The following is an 18077-nucleotide window of genomic DNA, read 5'->3' on the forward strand; positions in this document are numbered from 1 at the left end:
AGTCCGCATGAAAACCCTTCAGTTAGCCAATACCGATCTGACCGTTTCCCGCCTGTGCCTGGGCTGCATGACCTATGGTGAACCCGACCGGGGCCGCCATGCCTGGACGCTGCCCGAAGAGAGTAGCCGCCCGCTGATCCGCCAGGCACTGGAAGCCGGCATCAACTTTTTTGACACCGCTAACAGCTACTCTGACGGCAGTAGCGAAGAAATTGTGGGCCGGGCCCTGCGGGAATTTACCCGGCGTGATGAGGTCGTCGTTGCGACAAAAGTCTATTTCCCGATGAGCAACCTGGCCGGCGGCCTGTCGCGCGCCAGTATCATGCAGTCCATTGATGACAGCCTGCAGCGCCTGGGAATGGAGTACGTCGATCTGCTGCAAATCCACCGCTGGGATTACGAGACGCCGCTCGAAGAGACGCTGGAAGCCCTGCATGACGTGGTTAAAGCGGGTAAAGCACGTTACATCGGTGCGTCCTCCATGCACCCGGAACAGTTTGAGCGCGCGCTGCAGACGGCAGACAGCAACGGCTGGACGCGTTTTGTCACCATGCAGGATCAGTACAACCTGATCCAGCGCGAGGAGGAGCGTGAAATGCATCCTCTGTGCCTGAAAGAAAATATTGCCGTACTGCCCTGGAGCCCGCTGGCCCGCGGCCGTCTTACACGCCCATGGGGGGAAACCACCGCCCGTTCCGTATCGGATGAATACGGCGAAACGCTCTACAACCAGAGTGAGCAGAATGATGCAGAAATTGCAGAAAGGCTGGCTAACATTGCCCGGGATAAAGGCGTGAGTCGTGCGCAAATCGCGCTGGCCTGGCTGTTGAGTAAACCCGTGGTGGCTGCACCGATCATTGGCGCTTCGCGCAGTGAACAACTGGAAGATTTGGTGAGAGCAGTGGACGTTGAATTAACGCAGGAAGAGATTTTTGAACTGGAAAGCGTCTATCAGCCGCACCCGGTCGTCGGGTTTGAATAACCCCGGGGTGAAGGGTTCACCGGGCTGACCGTTATAAAGGGCCGGTCGCAACAACAGGCCGGCCCCCTGCATCAGCCCGCCAGATAGAGTGCGCTGCCCCAGAGCAGGCCGGCAGAGATCACCCCGGCAATAATATCATCGACCATGATCCCCATGCCGCCGTGCACATTGCGGTCAAACCAGCGGATGGGCCAGGGTTTCCAGATATCCAGAACGCGGAACACCAGGAAGCCTGCCAGCACCCACTGCCAGCTGTCGGTCGGGATCGCCATCAGGGTGATCCACATGCCGATAAACTCGTCCCAGACGATGCTGCCATGATCGTGAACACCCATATCTTTCGCGGTACGGTGACAAAGGTAGACACCGATACTGATCCCCAGCAGCAGCACCAGTGAATAGAGATCCTGCGGCAGCAGGTTAAGCAGATACCAGAACGGAATGGCCGCCAGGGACCCTGCTGTTCCCGGCATCCAGGGGCTGAGACCGCTGCCAAACCCGGTCGCCAGCAGATGCCAGGGGTTGCTCATCTTCAGGCGACTTTTCGCCACGTCCTTAGCGCGTGCCAAAATGGTCAAATCCTTTCAGGTTCAGTTCTACCGGCTTATCGTCCTGTAACAACGTCAGCCCTTCCGACTGCGGAGCAATCTGACCGATGCAGGTGAAGGGAACGCCAAGATAGCCCAGCGCCACGTCCAGCGCGCCGCGGTTAATCTCCGGAACGGTGAAGCACAGCTCATAGTCTTCGCCCCCACTCAGCGCCCAGCGTACGGCCTGTTCCGGTTCGAAGTGCTGTTTCAGTACAGCGGAGATCGGCAGCGCATCCAGATGGAGGCGGGCACCACAGTCACTGGCTTTAAGGATATGGCCGAGATCGGAGATCAGCCCGTCAGACAGGTCGATAGCCGAACTGGCGAGATCGCGCAGCGCCTGCCCCTGAAGGATTCGCGGCATCGGGCGCAGATGGCGCTTGATCAGCGCCTCATGGGCTGCCGGATCGTTAATCTTCACGTGGTGTTGCAGCAGTTCAAGGCCAGCGGCACTGTCACCGAGGGTGCCGGTGACATAGATCCAGTCGCCCACGCGCGCACCGCTGCGCTTCAGCGCCCGTCCCTGCGGCACCAGGCCATGAATGCCCAGTGTCATACTCAAGGGCCCACGCGTGGTGTCACCACCAATCAGCTGCATATCGTAGTAGTCGAGCAGCTCAAACAGGCTGTCGCTGAAGTCTTTCAGCCAGGCTTCATTGATCTCCGGCAGCGTCAGGGCCAGCGTCAGCCATGCAGGATCGGCGCCCATGGCAGCCAGGTCGCTGAGGTTTACTGCAAGGGCTTTATATCCGAGGTCGGCGGGATGAATATCACGCAGAAAATGCACGCCTTCCACCAGCGTGTCAGTACTGATTGCCAGCGTCTGCTTTTCCGGTACGCCGAGTAATGCGCAGTCGTCACCGATGCCTTTTTCAACATCGCGACGGGAACTGGTTACACGGTCAAAATAACGTGCAATCAGTTCAAATTCGCCACAAGCCATAATGCATTCCGGGAGTAAAAAGATGAGGCCGTGATGAGCGGCCTCAGAGAATTATTTGCGGTTGGGACGGATAAACGGGCCAGCTTTGTCAAGCACGCCGTTGACAAACTTATGGCTGTCTTCAGCACCGAACACTTTAGCCAGTTCGATCCCTTCGTTGATCGCCACCTTGTAGGGAACGTCTGCACGCTTGCTGAGTTCAAACAGTGAGATGCGCAGGATAGCCTTCTCAACCTGTCCCAGCTCTTCCAGCTGGCGTGACAGGTAAGGTTGCATCAGGCCGTCGAGGTATGCACTGTTAGTTGCAACGCCGCCGACCAGCTCACGGAAGTAAGTAATATCGACGTCTTTGACGTCCTGTTCCGCCAGAAACTGGTATTCGACATCAGCGATGTCGTTTTTGGAGATTTGCCAGGAGTAAAGTGCCTGAACAGCACATTCACGGGCGCGGCGACGAGCAGCAGGTTTCACGAAATTCCCCTTAAAATCAGGCTTTGATGGCTTTCAATACGTTAATCATTTCCAGAGCGGTCAGGGCTGCTTCAGCACCTTTATTACCCGCTTTGGTTCCGGCGCGTTCAATGGCCTGCTCGATGTTTTCCGTCGTCAGTACGCCAAAAGCGACCGGGATATCGCTGTTCATGGCAACGCTGGCCAGACCAGAGCTGGCCTCACCTGCCACATATTCGAAATGGGCGGTACCGCCACGGATAACGGTTCCCAGCGCCACAACGGCATCATGCTTACCGGTGTTCGCCAGCGCACGTGCGGTCATTGGCAGCTCATAGGCACCCGGAACCCAGACGACGGTGATGTTTTCATCTTTGACCTGACCAATACGCTTCAGGGCATCAATGGCACCACTCAGCAGGCTGTCGTTGATAAAGTTGTTGAAACGCGCAATAACCAGAGCAACGCGCGCGTCAGGAGTAGCAACAGCAGCTTCGATAACGTTCATATTCTTCCTTTCAGGGTTCTGTTTGGCCCCGCAGGGGGGCGGATTCTATCATACTCTTCATGGGTCTGCTTGTTTTTGCGCAAACCGCTATAACGGCGCCAGCGTCAGGCGTAAATCAGGCCCAACCTGACGGACATCACTAAAAGCAAAAGCGGGAGCATCGACGAGATGCTCAAGGCCCGGCAGCTGACACAGGCCTCGCCCGCGATCACCCAGCAGTTTAGGGGCCAGATAAACAATCAGTTCATCCACCACCCCGGCCTGTAACAACGCCCCTGCAAACTGCGCCCCGGCTTCCACCCAGACACTGTTAATCTGTTTTCTGCCCAGCAGCATCATCATTGCCACTAAATCCAGCCGCTGGTTATGCCGCGGCACACTGAACTGAGTGACATTTTCCGGCCATGCCAGTTCATCGCAGGTTGTGCGCGCCAGCCAGGTTTCACCGGATTGTGCAATAAGCTGATGCTGAGGCGTGACGCGATTCTGGCTGTCGACAATAATTCTCACCGGCTGGCGCAGCAGGTCAGCGGGGTAATCAGCCTGAGTCGCGTCATCCAGCTCCTGGTGACGTACCGTTAATGACGGGTTATCCGCCAGTACGGTCGCACTGGTGCTGAGAATGGCGGAACTTTGTGCCCGCAGACGCTGGACGTCGCGCCGCGCCTGCGGCGAGGTAATCCACTGACTTTCGCCACTGGCCAGCGCGGTGCGGCCATCAAGCGATGCCCCCAGTTTAAGCTGCACCCAGGGGAAACCGGTACGCATGCGCTTAAGAAAACCACGATTCAGTGCTTCGGCCTCCTGCATCATCAGGCCGTGGCTGACATCAATACCCGCCTGCTGTAAACGGTAGAGGCCACGCCCTGCGACTTCCGGGTTCGGATCCTGCATGGCCGCGACAACGCGGCTAACACCGGCGCTTATTAAGGCGTCACAGCACGGGGGTGTACGCCCGTGATGGCTACACGGCTCCAGTGTCACATAGGCTGTCGCGCCTTTAGCTTTTTCACCGGCCATGCGTAACGCATGCACCTCCGCGTGTGGCTCACCGGCACGCAGATGGTAGCCTTCACCGACGATGTCGCCGTCGCGAACCAACACACAGCCCACGTTAGGGTTCGGTGTGGTGGTAAAACGCCCTCTTCGCGCCAGCTCCAGCGCGCGCGCCATATACATTTCATCACGCATAACGTCAGTCCTGTAGGCGGGCGATCTCTTCGCCAAATTCGCGGATATCTTCAAAACTACGGTAGACAGAGGCAAAGCGGATATAGGCCACCTTATCCAGCTTTTTTAACTCATCCATCACCAGGCTCCCGATCAGCTTACTGGCAACTTCACGCTCCCCCGTCGCCCGTAGCTGGCTTTTGATATGGGTGAGTGCAGTTTCGACCGCATCAGAATTAACCGGCCGTTTTTCCAGCGCTTTCATCAGGCCACTGCGCAGCTTGTCTTCATTGAATGGCTCACGCACATCATTGCTCTTGACCACGCGCGGCATCACCAGTTCGGCCACCTCAAAGGTCGTAAACCGTTCATGACACACCAGGCACTGGCGGCGGCGGCGCACAGAGGTGCCTTCCCCGACCAGACGGGAGTCGATCACTTTCGTATCCACGGCAGAACAGAATGGGCAATACATGACGCGTCCTGTTAATTCTAAAGAGTAACGGCTAGTGTACCGCGAACCCGGCTGTGTGCCAAAGGCACGTCGGCAAAACCGCCCTGATTTTATGCGGCTTACGCAACAAAATCCCTTATTTCTTTGCAGGCGATCAAGACCCGTTTGCTCTAAGATAATGTCATTCGCTTTAATCAAAAGGAAATGAACAATGACAAGCACTTATCTTCGTCTGTCACTGGGTTCGCTGCTGTTGCTGGCGGGCTGTGCCAGCACGCCGCCTCAGCCAAAAATTAATCAGTTGCACAACGAAGTGGGTAAACTGACCCAGGAGATGCGAAAGCTCACTAAGCAGGCTGCCGCGCTTGAGCAACAGGGCAATCTGAACAGCGGTTCGGCACAGGGTGCCTGGCTGTTACCTGCAGCCAATACCGGCGTGATCCTGAAAAGTCAGGCCGGTGAGCTGAAGCTGTCGCTGAGTCATGTACAGCAGGAAGCCAACGGAACCCGTGCCATCCTGCATATTCGAGCCACCGGGGAGACGCCACTGCCGGCCTTTACGGCCCAGGTGGAATGGGGAGAACTTGACAGCACCACCAGTAAACCCCTGACGGTAAACAGTCAGGTACAGCCGATCGCGGTAGCCCGTGAACTGCTGCCAAAATCGGAAGTGACGCTGCCCCTGCGCTTGAGCAACCTCCCACCGGAGCAGTTGGGGTATGTCCGGATTCACGATGTCGTGGTCAGTCCGCCGCCTGCGGTGTCAGCACCATAAAAAAAGGGCCACGCAATGCGTGGCCCTTTCAGTCTGAAGCGGTTCAACCCATTAAGGCAGAATCGAAGGCTGGTCTGCGCCCTCTTTTTCCACTTTCTGCTGCAACATATGCTCGCGTTTCATGCCCAGCTTCAGCGCCAGCGCAGAAGAGACATAAATCGACGAGATGGTACCGATAGTGATACCGATCAGCATGGTTAACGAGAAACCTTTCAGTAACGCGCCGCCGAAGACAAACAGGATCATGACCATCGCCAGGGTTGTTACCGAGGTGATAATGGTACGACTCAGGGTCTGCGTCAGGGAGACGTTGGTGATGTCATAAGACGAACCGCGACGGATCTTGCGGAAATTCTCACGAATACGGTCTGATACCACGATTTTGTCGTTTAGCGAGTAGCCAATGACTGACATCAGTGAGGCAATGATAGTCAGGTCAATCTCCACGTGGAACAGCGACAGCAGACCGGCCGTGATAATCACATCGTGCGCCAGCGCCAGAACCGTTCCCAGGGCAAGACGCCACTCAAAGCGGAAACCGATATAGATCAGAATGGCAATCAGCGCGGATAACAGCGCCATCCCGCCAGCCTGAGCCAAATCGCTCCCCACGCTTGGGCCGACGAATTCGATTCGCTTAACCGTCGCCTGCTGCTGGGTGGTCTGATTGATCGTCGCCAGTACTTTCGCGCCCAGCTCCTGACCTGCATTCCCTTCACGCGGTGACATACGCACGATCACGTCACGGCTGCTGCCAAAGTTCTGCACCTGTGGCTCGTCAAATCCTGATTTCACCAGGCTGTCGCGCAGCAGATCCAGTTCAACGGGCTGCTCAAGGTTAATTTCAATCACCGTACCACCGGTGAAATCCAGACCCCAGTTAAAACCGCGCACGCCCATAATGGCTACGGATGCAATCAACAACAGCACCGAGATGGCGAAAGCCAGCGTGTCCCAACGCATAAAGTCATAGACTTTACGGCCGTGGTTCATTTGTTCAACACTATGTTCCTGTGACACAACGCACTCCTCAGATAGACAGCTTGTTGATGCGTTTGCCGCCGTACAACAGATTGGCGATGGCGCGAGTACCAATAATTGCGGTAAACATCGAGGTCGCAATACCGATTCCCGTGGTGATCGCAAAGCCTTTAATTGAACCTGTACCGACTGCGTACAGAATCAACACTTTGATCAGCGTCGTGACGTTAGCATCAACGATACTGGAGAACGCGCCTTTATAGCCCTCATGGATCGCCTGCTGAACGGAACGTCCGTTACGCAGCTCTTCCTTGATACGTTCGTTGATCAGTACGTTAGCATCGACCGCTACCGCCAGCGTCAGCACAATCCCGGCAATCCCCGGCATGGTCAGCGTGGCACCAGGCAGCAGGGACATGATACCGACAATCAGCACCAGGTTTGCCAGCAGCGCACTGGTCGCAATCAGACCAAACTTCTTGTACCACACCACCATAAAGATGATGGAGGCGATCAGGCCCCACAGGCAGGCTTCCAGACCCTGAGTGATGTTCTGCTGACCCATTGTCGGGCCAATCGTCCGCTCTTCAACAATCTGGATAGGCGCAATCAATGCACCGGCACGCAGCAGCAGCGAGAGCTGACGGGCTTCGTTCGGATTATTAATGCCAGTAATACGGAAGCTGTTACCCAGGCGGGACTGGATATTGGCGACGTTAATGACCTCTTCCTGCTTCTCAAGAATGGCGCGGCCGTTGGCGTCTTTCTTCCCGCTGTCTTTATATTCGACAAACAGGGTTGCCATCGCTTTACCGACGCTGTCCTTGGTGAAGTTGGACATGATGTTACCGCCCGCGCTGTCCAGGGAGATATTAACCTGTGGCTGGTTGTATTCATCCGTGCTGGAAGTGGAGTCAGTGATATGGTCACCAGTGAGGATCACACGCTTGTACAGCACAACAGGCTGGCCATCACGGGTGTCTTTCACTTCAGAGTCACCCGGTACACGGCCATTGGCCGCCGCCGTGGCATCCACGCTGGTATTCACCAGGCGGAACTCCAGAGTCGCTGTAGCGCCGAGGATCTCTTTCGCGCGAGCCGTGTCCTGAATACCCGGCAGTTCGACCACGATACGGTCAGAACCCTGGCGCTGTACCAGCGGTTCGGCCACGCCGAGTTGGTTCACACGGTTGCGCAGAATATTGATGTTCTGCTGCACCGCATATTCACGGGCTTCACGCAGACGTTCGTCACTCATTACCGCCGTCAGGGCATTGCTGCCGCTGCTGTTGATGACCATATCGCGGTGACGACCTGTCAGGTAAGTGACGGCCTGATCGCGTGCGGCGGCATCACGGAAACGAATTTCCATACCGTAATTGTTGGTTTTACGAACGTTAACGTAAGGAATGCTTTTCTCACGCAGATCGCTACGCAGGCTGTCGATATTCTGCTCCTGGAGTTTACCCAGAGCCGTATCCATATCCACTTCCATCAGGAAGTGAACACCGCCACGCAGATCAAGACCGAGTTTCATCGGTTCAGCGTTGAGCATGGCAAGCCATGATGGCGTTGCAGGGGCGAGGTTAAGCGCCACAACGTAACTATCGCCAAGCGTTTTGATAATCGCTTCACGCGCGCGCATCTGCACGTCAGTGTTGGCGAAACGCGCCATAATAGCGCCATTTTCCAGCGCCAGTGATTTGGCCTGAATATTATCTTGTTTTAATGCGGTCTGGATCTGAACCAGCGTTTGCTCACTGGCGGCGCTTCCGCGCGCACCAGTGATCTGAACGGCCGGATCCTCACCATACAGGTTAGGCAGTGCATACAGCAGACCGACGAGTAACACGACGATCAGCATGATGTACTTCCACAAAGGATAACGGTTTAACACGGCAGTTCCCTTAGGGAAATCGAAAATTAAAGCGCCTTCATTGTACCTTTCGGCAGAACGGCGGCAACGAAGTCACGTTTGACCACAACTTCAGTGGTTTCGTTCAGTGCGATAGCAACATAGCCGGTTTCAGCGACTTTAGTCACACGGCCTACCAGACCACCGGTCGTCAGCACTTCATCACCTTTAGAAATGGAGTCCATCAGTTTCTTGTGCTCTTTCGCACGTTTCTGCTGAGGGCGCAGGATCATAAAGTAGAAAATCAGACCAAACACAACCAGCATAATCACCAGAGAGTAAGGACTTCCCTGAGATGGTGCTGCGGCTGCTACGGCATCAGAAGTGAAAAAGCTCATTAAATTTCCCTCATTTGTTTAATTATCAGACGGTAATGGCGGAACCGCCAGACCCGTCCGTTGGTAGAATTCAGTGACAAACTGCTCTAAATGACCTGCTTCGATAGCCTGGCGTAACCCGGCCATCAGACGCTGATAGTAACGCAGGTTATGGATGGTGTTGAGACGCGCACCCAAAATTTCGTTACAGCGATCAAGGTGATACAGATAAGCACGGCTGTAATTGCGGCAGGTATAGCAGTCGCATTCGGCATCCAGCGGAGACGTATCATCTTTATATTTCGCATTGCGGATTTTCACCACGCCGTCGGTCACAAAAAGATGGCCGTTACGCGCATTACGGGTAGGCATCACGCAGTCAAACATATCGATACCCCGGCGCACGCCCTCTACCAGGTCCTGTGGCTTACCCACGCCCATTAAGTAGCGCGGCTTATCCTCGGGAAGCTGCGGGCAGACATGTTCCAGAATACGGTGCATGTCTTCTTTTGGTTCACCGACCGCCAGGCCGCCCACAGCGTACCCATCAAAGCCAATATCTACCAGTCCTTTAACTGAGACATCACGTAAATCTTCGTAAACTCCGCCCTGAATAATACCGAACAGCGCGTTCTTATTACCCAGTGAATCAAAGCGATCGCGGCTGCGCTGCGCCCAGCGCAATGACATCTCCATTGAGCGTTTGGCGTAATCCCAGTCAGCTGGGTACGGGGTACATTCATCGAAGATCATCACGATGTCAGATCCCAGGTCGAACTGGATCTCCATCGATTTTTCAGGATCAAGGAAGATCGCATCACCATTGATCGGATTGCGGAAATGCACGCCCTTTTCAGTGATCTTACGGATATCACCCAGGCTGAAGACCTGGAAACCGCCAGAGTCAGTCAGAATCGGCCCTTTCCACTGCATAAAGTCATGCAGATCACCGTGCAGTTTCATGATCTCCTGGCCCGGGCGCAACCACAGATGGAAGGTGTTGCCGAGGATGATCTGCGCACCGGTATCCAGCACTTCTTCAGGCGTCATTCCCTTTACCGTGCCGTAGGTACCCACCGGCATAAACGCCGGAGTTTCCACCACGCCACGCTCAAAAACCAGACGGCCACGGCGCGCGCGACCATCAGTTGTGTCTAATTCAAACTTCACATTGCCTCCATCAGAGAAACAGTCTGATGTTAATGGTTAAAAAGGGCCGGACGGTGCCGCCCCCCCTGGAAAGGATTACTGACCCGGAATTTCGCTGACAGCCTGCGGATTACGGGTAATAAACATCGCATCACCATAGCTGAAGAAGCGATATTTTTCAGCTACGGCCTGCTGATAAGCGTGCATCGTATGCTGATAGCCTGCAAATGCCGAAACCAGCATAATCAACGTGGATTCCGGCAGGTGGAAATTGGTCACCAGCACATCAATGATCTGATAGTGATAACCGGGATAGATAAAGATGCTGGTGTCGCCAAAGAATGGCGCAATCAGCGCATCCCGGGACGCCTGCGCGGCGCTCTCCAGTGAACGTACTGAGGTGGTGCCCACGGCAATCACCCGGTTGCCACGTGCTTTACATGCCAGCACGGCATCCACCACGTCCTGCGGCACTTCCGCATACTCGGCGTGCATGATGTGATCTTCAATGGTGTCTACGCGCACGGGCTGGAAAGTCCCGGCCCCGACGTGCAGGGTCACAAACGCGGTCTCAACGCCTTTCTCCCGCAGGGCGGCGAGCAGGGGCTCATCAAAATGCAGTCCTGCCGTGGGTGCCGCTACGGCGCCGGGTTTCTGGCTGTACACCGTCTGGTACAGCTCGCGGTCAGCGTCTTCATCCGGGCGATCAATATACGGCGGCAGCGGCATATGGCCGATGTCATTCAGGATATCCAGTACCGGACGCGGATCGTGAAATTCGATTTCAAAGAGGGCATCATGGCGGGCCTGCATGGTGGCCGACACGTTTTCCTCGTCGCCCAACAACAGCTCACTGCCGGGCTTGGGGGCTTTCGACGCGCGCACATGTGCCAGCACGCGTTTGTCGTCCAGCATACGCTCGATCAGCACTTCGATTTTACCGCCGCTGGCTTTACGGCCAAAAATACGTGCCGGGATCACCCGGGTATTGTTAAACACCAGCAGGTCGCCGGGATTGAGCTTATCCAGCAAATCGGTGAAGACCCCATGCGTCAGTTCGCCATCCGGGCCATTGAGCGACAGCAGACGGCAACCGCTGCGCTGGGCCTGCGGATAGTGGGCAATCAAAGATTCAGGTAACTCAAAGTTAAAATCGGCAACGCGCATGGTCATTTACAATCCGGGAAATCAGGGCGCACATTCTAGCTGAAAACTGCTCATAGCTAAACAATCTGCTGACTATCCCTGAAAACTATTGGCAAAATAAGTCCAATGCCGCCGGCACACCCGCTGCTTGAAGTCTGCCCGCTATAGGTTAGAATCCCGCCATGAATTATCTTGCCCACCTCCATCTTGCCACCCTTGCCGACAGCTCACTGCTGGGCAATATGATGGCCGATTATGTTCGCGGTAATCCTTACCAACAGTGGCCCGCGCCTGTTGCTGAAGGCATTGCCCTGCACCGCCGCATTGACGCGCTGACGGATGCACTGCCGGAAGTCCGCAGCGCGCGCCAGCTCTTCCGCAGTGAAACACGCCGTGTGTCCCCCATTACCCTTGATGTCATCTGGGATCATTTTCTGTCATCTCACTGGGATACACTGGTGCCGGAAATTTCTTTGCCAGCTTTTTTGTCACATGTCAGAAGTGTGATCGAACCTCAACTTGGTCCCACGCCGGAACGCTTCCAGACTCTTAACCATCACTTATGGAAAGGACGCTGGATGGAGCGCTACGCCGAAGCGCCGTTCCTGCAGAACGTGTTACAGGGTATGGCAAGCCGCCGTCCTAAGCTGGCCGCACTGGAAGAGAGTTACCGCGATTTTGTCGATAACTATCAGCGCCTTGAAGAGTTTTTCTGGCAGCTTTATCCGCGCATGATGACGCAGGCAGTACGGCGTGAACTCTAAAAGTCATTGCCACTTTTACACCTTGCCCTTTTTCAAAAAAGGGCTATTGTATGATACTGCTTTATAATTACTCGAATTTTGATAGGCACAACCTATCCGAATAATCGGTACAGCACGCTGGCCCGACACCGGGCACGCCCCGTATACTGCCTGCGTCTTGTCACCTTACTTCAACTTACTTTTACAGGAGTGAACATGGTCCTGGTTACTCGTCCAGCCCCAGATTTTACTGCCGCCGCCGTCCTGGGCAACGGTGAAATCGTAGAGAACTTCAACTTTAAAAAACACACCGCTGGTAAAGCCACCGTTGTGTTCTTTTGGCCAATGGACTTCACCTTCGTATGCCCTTCTGAGCTGATCGCTTTCGACAAGCGTTATGCCGAATTCCAGAAGCGTGGCGTAGAAGTTGTGGGTGTTTCCTTCGATTCAGAGTTCGTGCATAACGCATGGCGTAAAACGCCGGTTGATAAAGGCGGCATCGGCGAAGTTCAGTACGCGATGGTTGCTGACATCAAACGTGAAATCCAGAAAGCCTACGGCATTGAGCACCCGGATGCGGGCGTTGCTCTGCGTGGTTCTTTCCTGATCGACAAAGCCGGTGTGGTTCGTCACCAGGTGGTTAACGATCTGCCACTGGGTCGTAACGTCGATGAAATGCTGCGCATGGTTGACGCGCTGCAGTTCCACGAAGAGCACGGCGAAGTGTGCCCGGCTCAGTGGGAAAAAGGAAAAGAAGGTATGGGCGCATCACCGGAAGGTGTGGCTAAATACCTGTCTGAGAATGCTGCGAAGCTGTAATTACCGCTGCGTTTTCAATAAAGCTCGCTTCGGCGGGCTTTTTTTTCGTCTGTCCTCCCCTTCTCCGCACCTTTCGTCACACCTGTATGAAAAACTTTGTAATGATGCCCACTGGTACAGACACCACAACAAGGATGATCCTGATGAAAAAGCACGCTTTGCGTTTTTCCCTCGCCGCCCTGCTCAGTTCGCTCAGCCTGCTCGCTCAGGCCGCGCCCCATTACGTGCTGGAAAAAGTGGTGGAAGTCAGCCGTCATGGGGTGCGCCCCCCTACGGCAGACAACCGTAAAGAGATGGAAACCGGCAGTGGCCGCCCCTGGGCCACGTGGCTGACAGCTGACGGCCAGTTGACCGGCCACGGCTATACTGCGGCCTGGTTAAAAGGGCAATACGAGGGCAATGAATACCGCCGGGCCGGACTGATCGGGGCCGGTTGTCCCACTGAGAAGGATATTTTCGTCTGGGCCAGCCCGCTGCAGCGTACACGCGCTACCGCCGAAGCGCTGACGGACGGCGCGTTTCCCGGCTGCGGTCTGACCGTGCATTTCTCACCCGTGCATAACGACCCGCTGTTTCAGAACGACAGCCCGGGCGACGTCACGCTGGATGCACAGAAGCAACGTGCAGGCGCGCTTAAAGCCCTGGGGGGAAGCCTCAGCGAGGCACAAAAACGGCTTCAGCCGGAACTTTCCCTGCTGAAAAAAGCTGTCTGCCTGCCAGACCTGCCCTGCCCGGTGTTTGATAAGACGTGGGAAATTAAATTCGCCTCTGACGGGCGTATTATGATCACCGGCCTGGATACACTGGCCGCGATGGCCGAAACTCTGCGCCTGGAGTGGAGTGAGAATAAACCTCTCAGTCAGGTAGCGTTTGGTCATGCCTCCAGCGCCAGGGAGATGGGGAAACTGATGGCCATGCTGACACCGAAATATGACGCCACCAACGATCAGCCCTACGTTGCGCAGCGCGGCGGCTCCCTGTTTATGGATCAGATTGCCAAAGCGCTCCAGCAGGGGATTTCCCCTCAGGACAATGCGCCGCCGGATACCCGCTGGCTGCTGTACGTTGCCCATGATGTGAATATCGCCTATCTGCGTACCCTGCTGAACTTCAGCTGGCAGCAGGGGGACTATCCGCGCGGCACCGTTCAGCCTGCCGGAAGTCTGGTATTTGAACGCTGGCAGGATACAGACAGCGGTAAACGCTATATCCGCGTCGTGTTCCGCGGACAGAGCCTCAATCAGATACGCAATCTGACGCCACTCGGTGAGCAGCATCCACTGCTGGCCACCGAGTGGCACTATGCCGGCTGTCAGAAAACGGAGGCAGGTACCCTTTGTCCGTACGACAGCGCCCTGCAGCGCTTGCGCCAGCACATCGACCCATCGCTACTGCGCCCGGTCAGCTATGCGCAGTAAATCATTCCCGCAGTGATGCTGCCCTGAGGCCGGGAAGATATTGCCGGTGCCGCTTCCCGCCTCAGCACGCGAAAGGCGTGCTCTGGTGGTCAGGCTCCTGTAACAGCCTGTACCCGATACGCACAGCGGCGGGCCTGGCTGAGGATGTGCTCCACGCGAACCACCTCGGCCTCCAGGACTTCACTGAAAATGGCCTGCTCAGCGCGACAGAACCCCTGACAGCTGGCTGCGGCCGCGCAAATCGGGCAGTGGTTTTCAATCAGCAGCAGGCTGCCATCTTCCTGCACCGCGTATTCCGCCATATACCCCTCTGCAGAACGTATCTCTGCCAGACGCGCCACCCGCGCCGTCAGGTCTGAAAGGGCTGACAGCTCCTGGCGATAGAACTCACGGGTTTTCTCCTCGCGTCTGGCAATCAGCATGTCAATCGCCTGTTCACCGAAGGATTCACGCACCACATCCAGCAGTTGTACCGTGAGTTCAGGATGGGTATCCGGAAATTGTTTCTGCCCCTCCGGAGTAAGCTGCCAGAACTGGGAGGGACGCCCGACGCCTCGCGCCTGCGAAAATGCGGCCACCAGCCCTTCCGTTGCCAGCTTATTGAACTGCTGACGTGCCGCTTCAGCGGTCATGCCCAGCACGTTTCCCGCCTCAGAAGCCTGCTGCGGTCCACGCGTTTTCAGCAAATGAAGCAGTCTCTGTGATGTCGATAAATGCTCTTTAGCCTCGGCAGGCCAGGGATGTGTTGACAACATTTTTCTGCCTCAAATAATATAACAAGCGTTTTCTTGTTTTATTAATTTACCTCAGGGCATGAAAGCAGGCAACCCTGAGTGACTCACTATCGTCGTTTAAGGACGCCATTATGTCATCTCATGAAGGAAACTGGGGGGATCTTCTTTCCGGTAAGAATGCCCTGCGCTCTGTCGCGCTATCTGGTGGCGTGGCACTTCACGCTATTAATATTTACATCGCGACCACCGTGCTGCCTTCCGTCGTTAAAGAGATCGGCGGACTCACTCTCTACGCCTGGAATACCACGCTGTTTGTGGTTGCCTCAATTATCGGTTCGGCGCTGACCAGCCGGACGTTAAGTCGCGCCGGGTCACGAGGGACTTACGCTCTCTCCATTCTGCTGTTTGTTGCCGGTTCTCTGCTGTGCGCGCTGGCCCCCAATATGCTGACAATGTTAGTGGGGCGCTCCATTCAGGGCCTTGGCGGTGGTTTCATGTTTGCCCTGGGCTACAGCATAATTTACGAGGTCTTTGAAAGAGCGCTGTGGCCGCGTGCCTTTGCCCTGATCTCGGGGATGTGGGGGGTGGCCACGCTGATCGGCCCGGCGATTGGGGGCATCTTTGCCGATATAGATGCATGGCGGCTGGCCTTTGTTTTCCTGCTCCCCATGACAGCGATCTACGCCTGGGTGGTATGGCGGGCTTTGCCTGCGGAGAGTCGCCAACGCAGGCCAGCCGGCCGCCTGCCACTGATACAGCTGTTGCTGCTTACCGGCGCAGTCCTGGCCATCAGTATCGGCAGTACGAAATCACAACTGAGTGCCAACCTCACAGGGGTGGCCCTGGCCATGCTGATGATAGCGCTGTTAATCCGCCAGGAATGGGTGAGTGAGGCCTGCCTGCTGCCACGTAATGCACTGCGCCTGCGTTCCCCGCTGCTGAGTCTTTATCTCACCATCGGCCTGCTGGTGGTGGGCATGACCAGCGAAACCTTTGTTCCCTATTTCCTGCAGAACCTCCATGGTCAGACCCCGCTGATATCCGGCTATCTGGCCGCGCTGATGGCGGCAGGCTGGACGCTGGCGGAAATCTGGAGCTCAGGCTGGCGAGCGAAAAAAGTGTCGCGGGCTATCGTGTCCGGCCCCCTGCTTGTGCTGGCCGGGATGGTAATACTGGCTTTCTTCTTTCCGTTACAAAGCGACTCGGGTCGTATGCTGGTGGTGATCATTTCACTGGGGTTGTTGCTGGTGGGTTTTGGCATTGGTCTGGGCTGGCCCCATCTGCTGACGCGCGTGCTGGATGTCGCCACCCGTGACGAGCAGGATGCTGCTGCCGCCTCAATCTCCACGGTACAACTTTTTGCTACCGCGTTAGGTGCGGCACTGGCAGGGATGCTGGCCAATCTGGGAGGGTTGAATGTACCCGGCGGCGTGGAAGGTGCCAGCAGTGCAGCAAGGATCGTGTTTAGCGTGCTTGCTGTCGCACCTCTGCTGGCGTTCTTCAGTGCCCGACGGGCAGCGTTGTCTCAATAAGTAAGAAGGATAGTGCTGGTCAGTTAAGCTGACCAGCACTGAGGGTTTATCGATTTTTACGTTTCACCCACTGCCAGCTTATCAGCAACAGCAGGATCCAGCCCATCCCAACATAGAGCGATATGCGGGTGTCGGGAAAATAGCCGATCAGCCCAATCACAAACATCAGGAACAGGATGCCAACCATCGCGGTCGCCGATCCCCCCGGCAGCGCAAACTTCAGTGCGTTCTTTTGCTCAGGGGTCAGCGTGCGACGGAAGGCAATCTGAGAGAAGAGGATCATAATCCACACCCAGACGGTGGCAAAGGTTGCCAGCGAGGCAATAACCAGGAATACTTTTTTTGGCATCAGGTAGTTCAGGTATACCGCCACCAGCATCGCCATCATCATGGCCAGCACCGTCACCCAGGGAATACCCCGACGTGATACGCTGGCAAACACCTTCGGCGCATGCCCCTGCTCAGCCATACCATGAAGCATTCGCCCCACGCCAAATACATCGCTATTAATCGCTGACAGTGAAGCGGTGATGACCACAAAGTTCAGTATGGCTGCCGCTGCCGCAATGCCCAAATGCTGGAACGTGAGCACAAACGGACTGCCATTGGTTCCCACCTGATTCCATGGATAAATCGACATAATCACAAACAGCGTGCCGACATAAAAAATCAGAATTCGCAGCGGGACGGTATTTATCGCCTGGGGAATGGATACCTGAGGGTCTTTTGCTTCTCCCGCTGTAATACCAATAATTTCAATGCCGCCGAAGGCAAACATCACCACCTGCAGCGACAGCACCACGCCAATCCAGCCGTTAGGAACAAAGCCACCATGCGTCCACAGATTGCTGATCCCGGTGGCCTGGCCACCGTTGCCGATGCCCCAGAAAATGATGCCAAAACCGGCGACGATCATCACCATGATGGTGGCGACTTTGAACAGCGACAGCCAAAACTCGACTTCCCCAAACACTTTCACTGTGGCGAGATTCAGCGCGCCGATAATCAGCACGACGCTCAGTACCCAGATCCAGTGCGCCACATCCGGAAACCATACGCCCATGTAAATACCAAAGGCAGTCACATCGGCAATCGCGACAATAAGAATTTCAAAACAATAGGTCCAGCCAGTGATATAGCCAGAGAGAGGACCAAGGTAGTCACGTGCATAACGGGAAAAGGAGCTGGCCTGCGGGTTGTTCACTGACATCTCGCCCAGCGCACGCATAATAATATAGGCGGCGGCCCCGCCAATAAGGTAGGCGATCAAAACGCCTGGGCCAGCCATTCTGATGGCATCAGCCGAGCCGTAAAATAACCCAGTGCCAATGGCAGAACCCAGAGCCATAAAACGAATATGGCGGGTGCTCAGTCCTTTTTTGAGTGTTGTACTTGTCATATTTCCACCTGTCGGCCCCTTACCGGCAAGAAGGTAAGGGGGATTTTACAAC

19 protein-coding genes are annotated in these 18077 nt (G+C 55.6%); 6 read left to right on the plus strand and 13 right to left on the minus strand.

Annotated elements, in window-relative coordinates; genetic code table 11:
• The first annotated feature begins 7 nt into the window (after positions 1-7).
• Complete coding sequence (locus tag K6L24_RS16430; protein WP_137270137.1) at positions 8-982, plus strand: aldo/keto reductase; 975 nt, start codon at positions 8-10, stop codon at positions 980-982.
• Positions 983-1053: 71 nt separating this feature from the next.
• On the opposite strand, the gene pgpA is transcribed toward K6L24_RS16430, so the two are convergent.
• The 6 genes from pgpA to nrdR all read right to left on the minus strand — a co-directional run bounded on the left by pgpA (position 1054) and on the right by nrdR (position 5118).
• Positions 1054-1560 carry a phosphatidylglycerophosphatase A gene (gene pgpA, locus K6L24_RS16435; RefSeq protein WP_167550587.1) on the minus strand — a complete coding sequence of 169 codons (507 nt, stop codon included), beginning with the start codon at positions 1558-1560 and terminating at the stop codon, positions 1054-1056.
• Positions 1538-2515: a thiamine-phosphate kinase gene (gene thiL / locus K6L24_RS16440; RefSeq protein WP_062747787.1), complete on the minus strand. Its 978-nt coding sequence runs from the start codon at positions 2513-2515 to the stop codon at positions 1538-1540. Before thiL ends, pgpA begins: the two co-directional genes overlap by 23 nt.
• A 51-nt stretch (positions 2516-2566) precedes the next feature.
• Entirely contained in the window at positions 2567-2986 is a 420-nt protein-coding gene (nusB, locus tag K6L24_RS16445) for a transcription antitermination factor NusB (protein ID WP_062747789.1), read from the minus strand.
• A 16-nt stretch (positions 2987-3002) separates the two neighbouring features.
• Positions 3003-3473, minus strand: a complete 471-nt coding sequence (gene ribH, locus K6L24_RS16450) for a 6,7-dimethyl-8-ribityllumazine synthase (protein WP_062747791.1) — start codon at positions 3471-3473, stop codon at positions 3003-3005.
• An 87-nt stretch (positions 3474-3560) separates the two neighbouring features.
• Positions 3561-4664 (minus strand): bifunctional diaminohydroxyphosphoribosylaminopyrimidine deaminase/5-amino-6-(5-phosphoribosylamino)uracil reductase RibD, encoded by a 1104-nt coding sequence (gene ribD / locus K6L24_RS16455; RefSeq protein WP_118664541.1) that lies wholly within the window; start codon positions 4662-4664, stop codon positions 3561-3563.
• 4 nt (positions 4665-4668) lie between these two features.
• Entirely contained in the window at positions 4669-5118 is a 450-nt protein-coding gene (gene nrdR, locus K6L24_RS16460; protein WP_062747795.1) for a transcriptional regulator NrdR, read from the minus strand.
• Positions 5119-5308: 190 nt separating this feature from the next.
• Here nrdR and K6L24_RS16465 point away from each other — a divergent pair, with 190 nt between their 5' ends.
• Positions 5309-5872 carry a SadB/YajI family lipoprotein gene (locus tag K6L24_RS16465; protein ID WP_222681656.1) on the plus strand — a complete coding sequence of 188 codons (564 nt, stop codon included), beginning with the start codon at positions 5309-5311 and terminating at the stop codon, positions 5870-5872.
• A 51-nt stretch (positions 5873-5923) separates the two neighbouring features.
• Here the strand turns inward: K6L24_RS16465 and secF are convergent, their stop codons facing one another.
• From secF to queA, 5 genes are all read right to left on the minus strand, one after another.
• Positions 5924-6865 (minus strand): protein translocase subunit SecF, encoded by a 942-nt coding sequence (gene secF / locus K6L24_RS16470; protein ID WP_213014354.1) that lies wholly within the window; start codon positions 6863-6865, stop codon positions 5924-5926.
• A gap of 37 nt (positions 6866-6902) precedes the next feature.
• On the minus strand, positions 6903-8750 hold the full coding sequence (gene secD, locus K6L24_RS16475; RefSeq protein ID WP_072277477.1) for a protein translocase subunit SecD: 1848 nt from the start codon (positions 8748-8750) through the stop codon (positions 6903-6905).
• 26 nt (positions 8751-8776) lie between these two features.
• On the minus strand, positions 8777-9106 hold the full coding sequence (gene yajC / locus K6L24_RS16480; protein WP_062747803.1) for a preprotein translocase subunit YajC: 330 nt from the start codon (positions 9104-9106) through the stop codon (positions 8777-8779).
• 18 nt (positions 9107-9124) lie between these two features.
• Positions 9125-10255, minus strand: a complete 1131-nt coding sequence (tgt, locus tag K6L24_RS16485) for a tRNA guanosine(34) transglycosylase Tgt (RefSeq protein ID WP_118664543.1) — start codon at positions 10253-10255, stop codon at positions 9125-9127.
• 75 nt (positions 10256-10330) lie between these two features.
• Entirely contained in the window at positions 10331-11401 is a 1071-nt protein-coding gene (queA, locus tag K6L24_RS16490) for a tRNA preQ1(34) S-adenosylmethionine ribosyltransferase-isomerase QueA (protein ID WP_062747965.1), read from the minus strand.
• Positions 11402-11562: 161 nt separating this feature from the next.
• Here queA and K6L24_RS16495 point away from each other — a divergent pair, with 161 nt between their 5' ends.
• From K6L24_RS16495 to K6L24_RS16505, 3 genes are all read left to right on the plus strand, one after another.
• The gene (locus K6L24_RS16495; RefSeq protein WP_062747808.1) at positions 11563-12144 is read left to right on the plus strand and encodes an ACP phosphodiesterase; all 582 of its coding nucleotides are present in this window, start codon (positions 11563-11565) and stop codon (positions 12142-12144) included.
• Positions 12145-12339: 195 nt separating this feature from the next.
• The gene (locus tag K6L24_RS16500; protein WP_056233921.1) at positions 12340-12942 is read left to right on the plus strand and encodes a peroxiredoxin C; all 603 of its coding nucleotides are present in this window, start codon (positions 12340-12342) and stop codon (positions 12940-12942) included.
• A 143-nt stretch (positions 12943-13085) separates the two neighbouring features.
• On the plus strand, positions 13086-14360 hold the full coding sequence (locus K6L24_RS16505) for a histidine-type phosphatase (RefSeq protein ID WP_245006691.1): 1275 nt from the start codon (positions 13086-13088) through the stop codon (positions 14358-14360).
• A gap of 89 nt (positions 14361-14449) precedes the next feature.
• On the opposite strand, the gene K6L24_RS16510 is transcribed toward K6L24_RS16505, so the two are convergent.
• Positions 14450-15115, minus strand: coding sequence for a helix-turn-helix transcriptional regulator (locus K6L24_RS16510; protein WP_062747812.1), 666 nt, complete (start codon positions 15113-15115; stop codon positions 14450-14452).
• A gap of 107 nt (positions 15116-15222) precedes the next feature.
• Here K6L24_RS16510 and K6L24_RS16515 point away from each other — a divergent pair, with 107 nt between their 5' ends.
• Positions 15223-16626, plus strand: coding sequence for an MFS transporter (locus K6L24_RS16515; protein ID WP_425333075.1), 1404 nt, complete (start codon positions 15223-15225; stop codon positions 16624-16626).
• Positions 16627-16672: 46 nt separating this feature from the next.
• On the opposite strand, the gene proY is transcribed toward K6L24_RS16515, so the two are convergent.
• Positions 16673-18025: a proline-specific permease ProY gene (gene proY, locus K6L24_RS16520; protein WP_062747816.1), complete on the minus strand. Its 1353-nt coding sequence runs from the start codon at positions 18023-18025 to the stop codon at positions 16673-16675.
• Between the last annotated feature and the right edge of the window lie 52 nt (positions 18026-18077).

The organism is Erwinia persicina, assembly GCF_019844095.1.
GTDB lineage: Bacteria > Pseudomonadota > Gammaproteobacteria > Enterobacterales > Enterobacteriaceae > Erwinia > Erwinia persicina.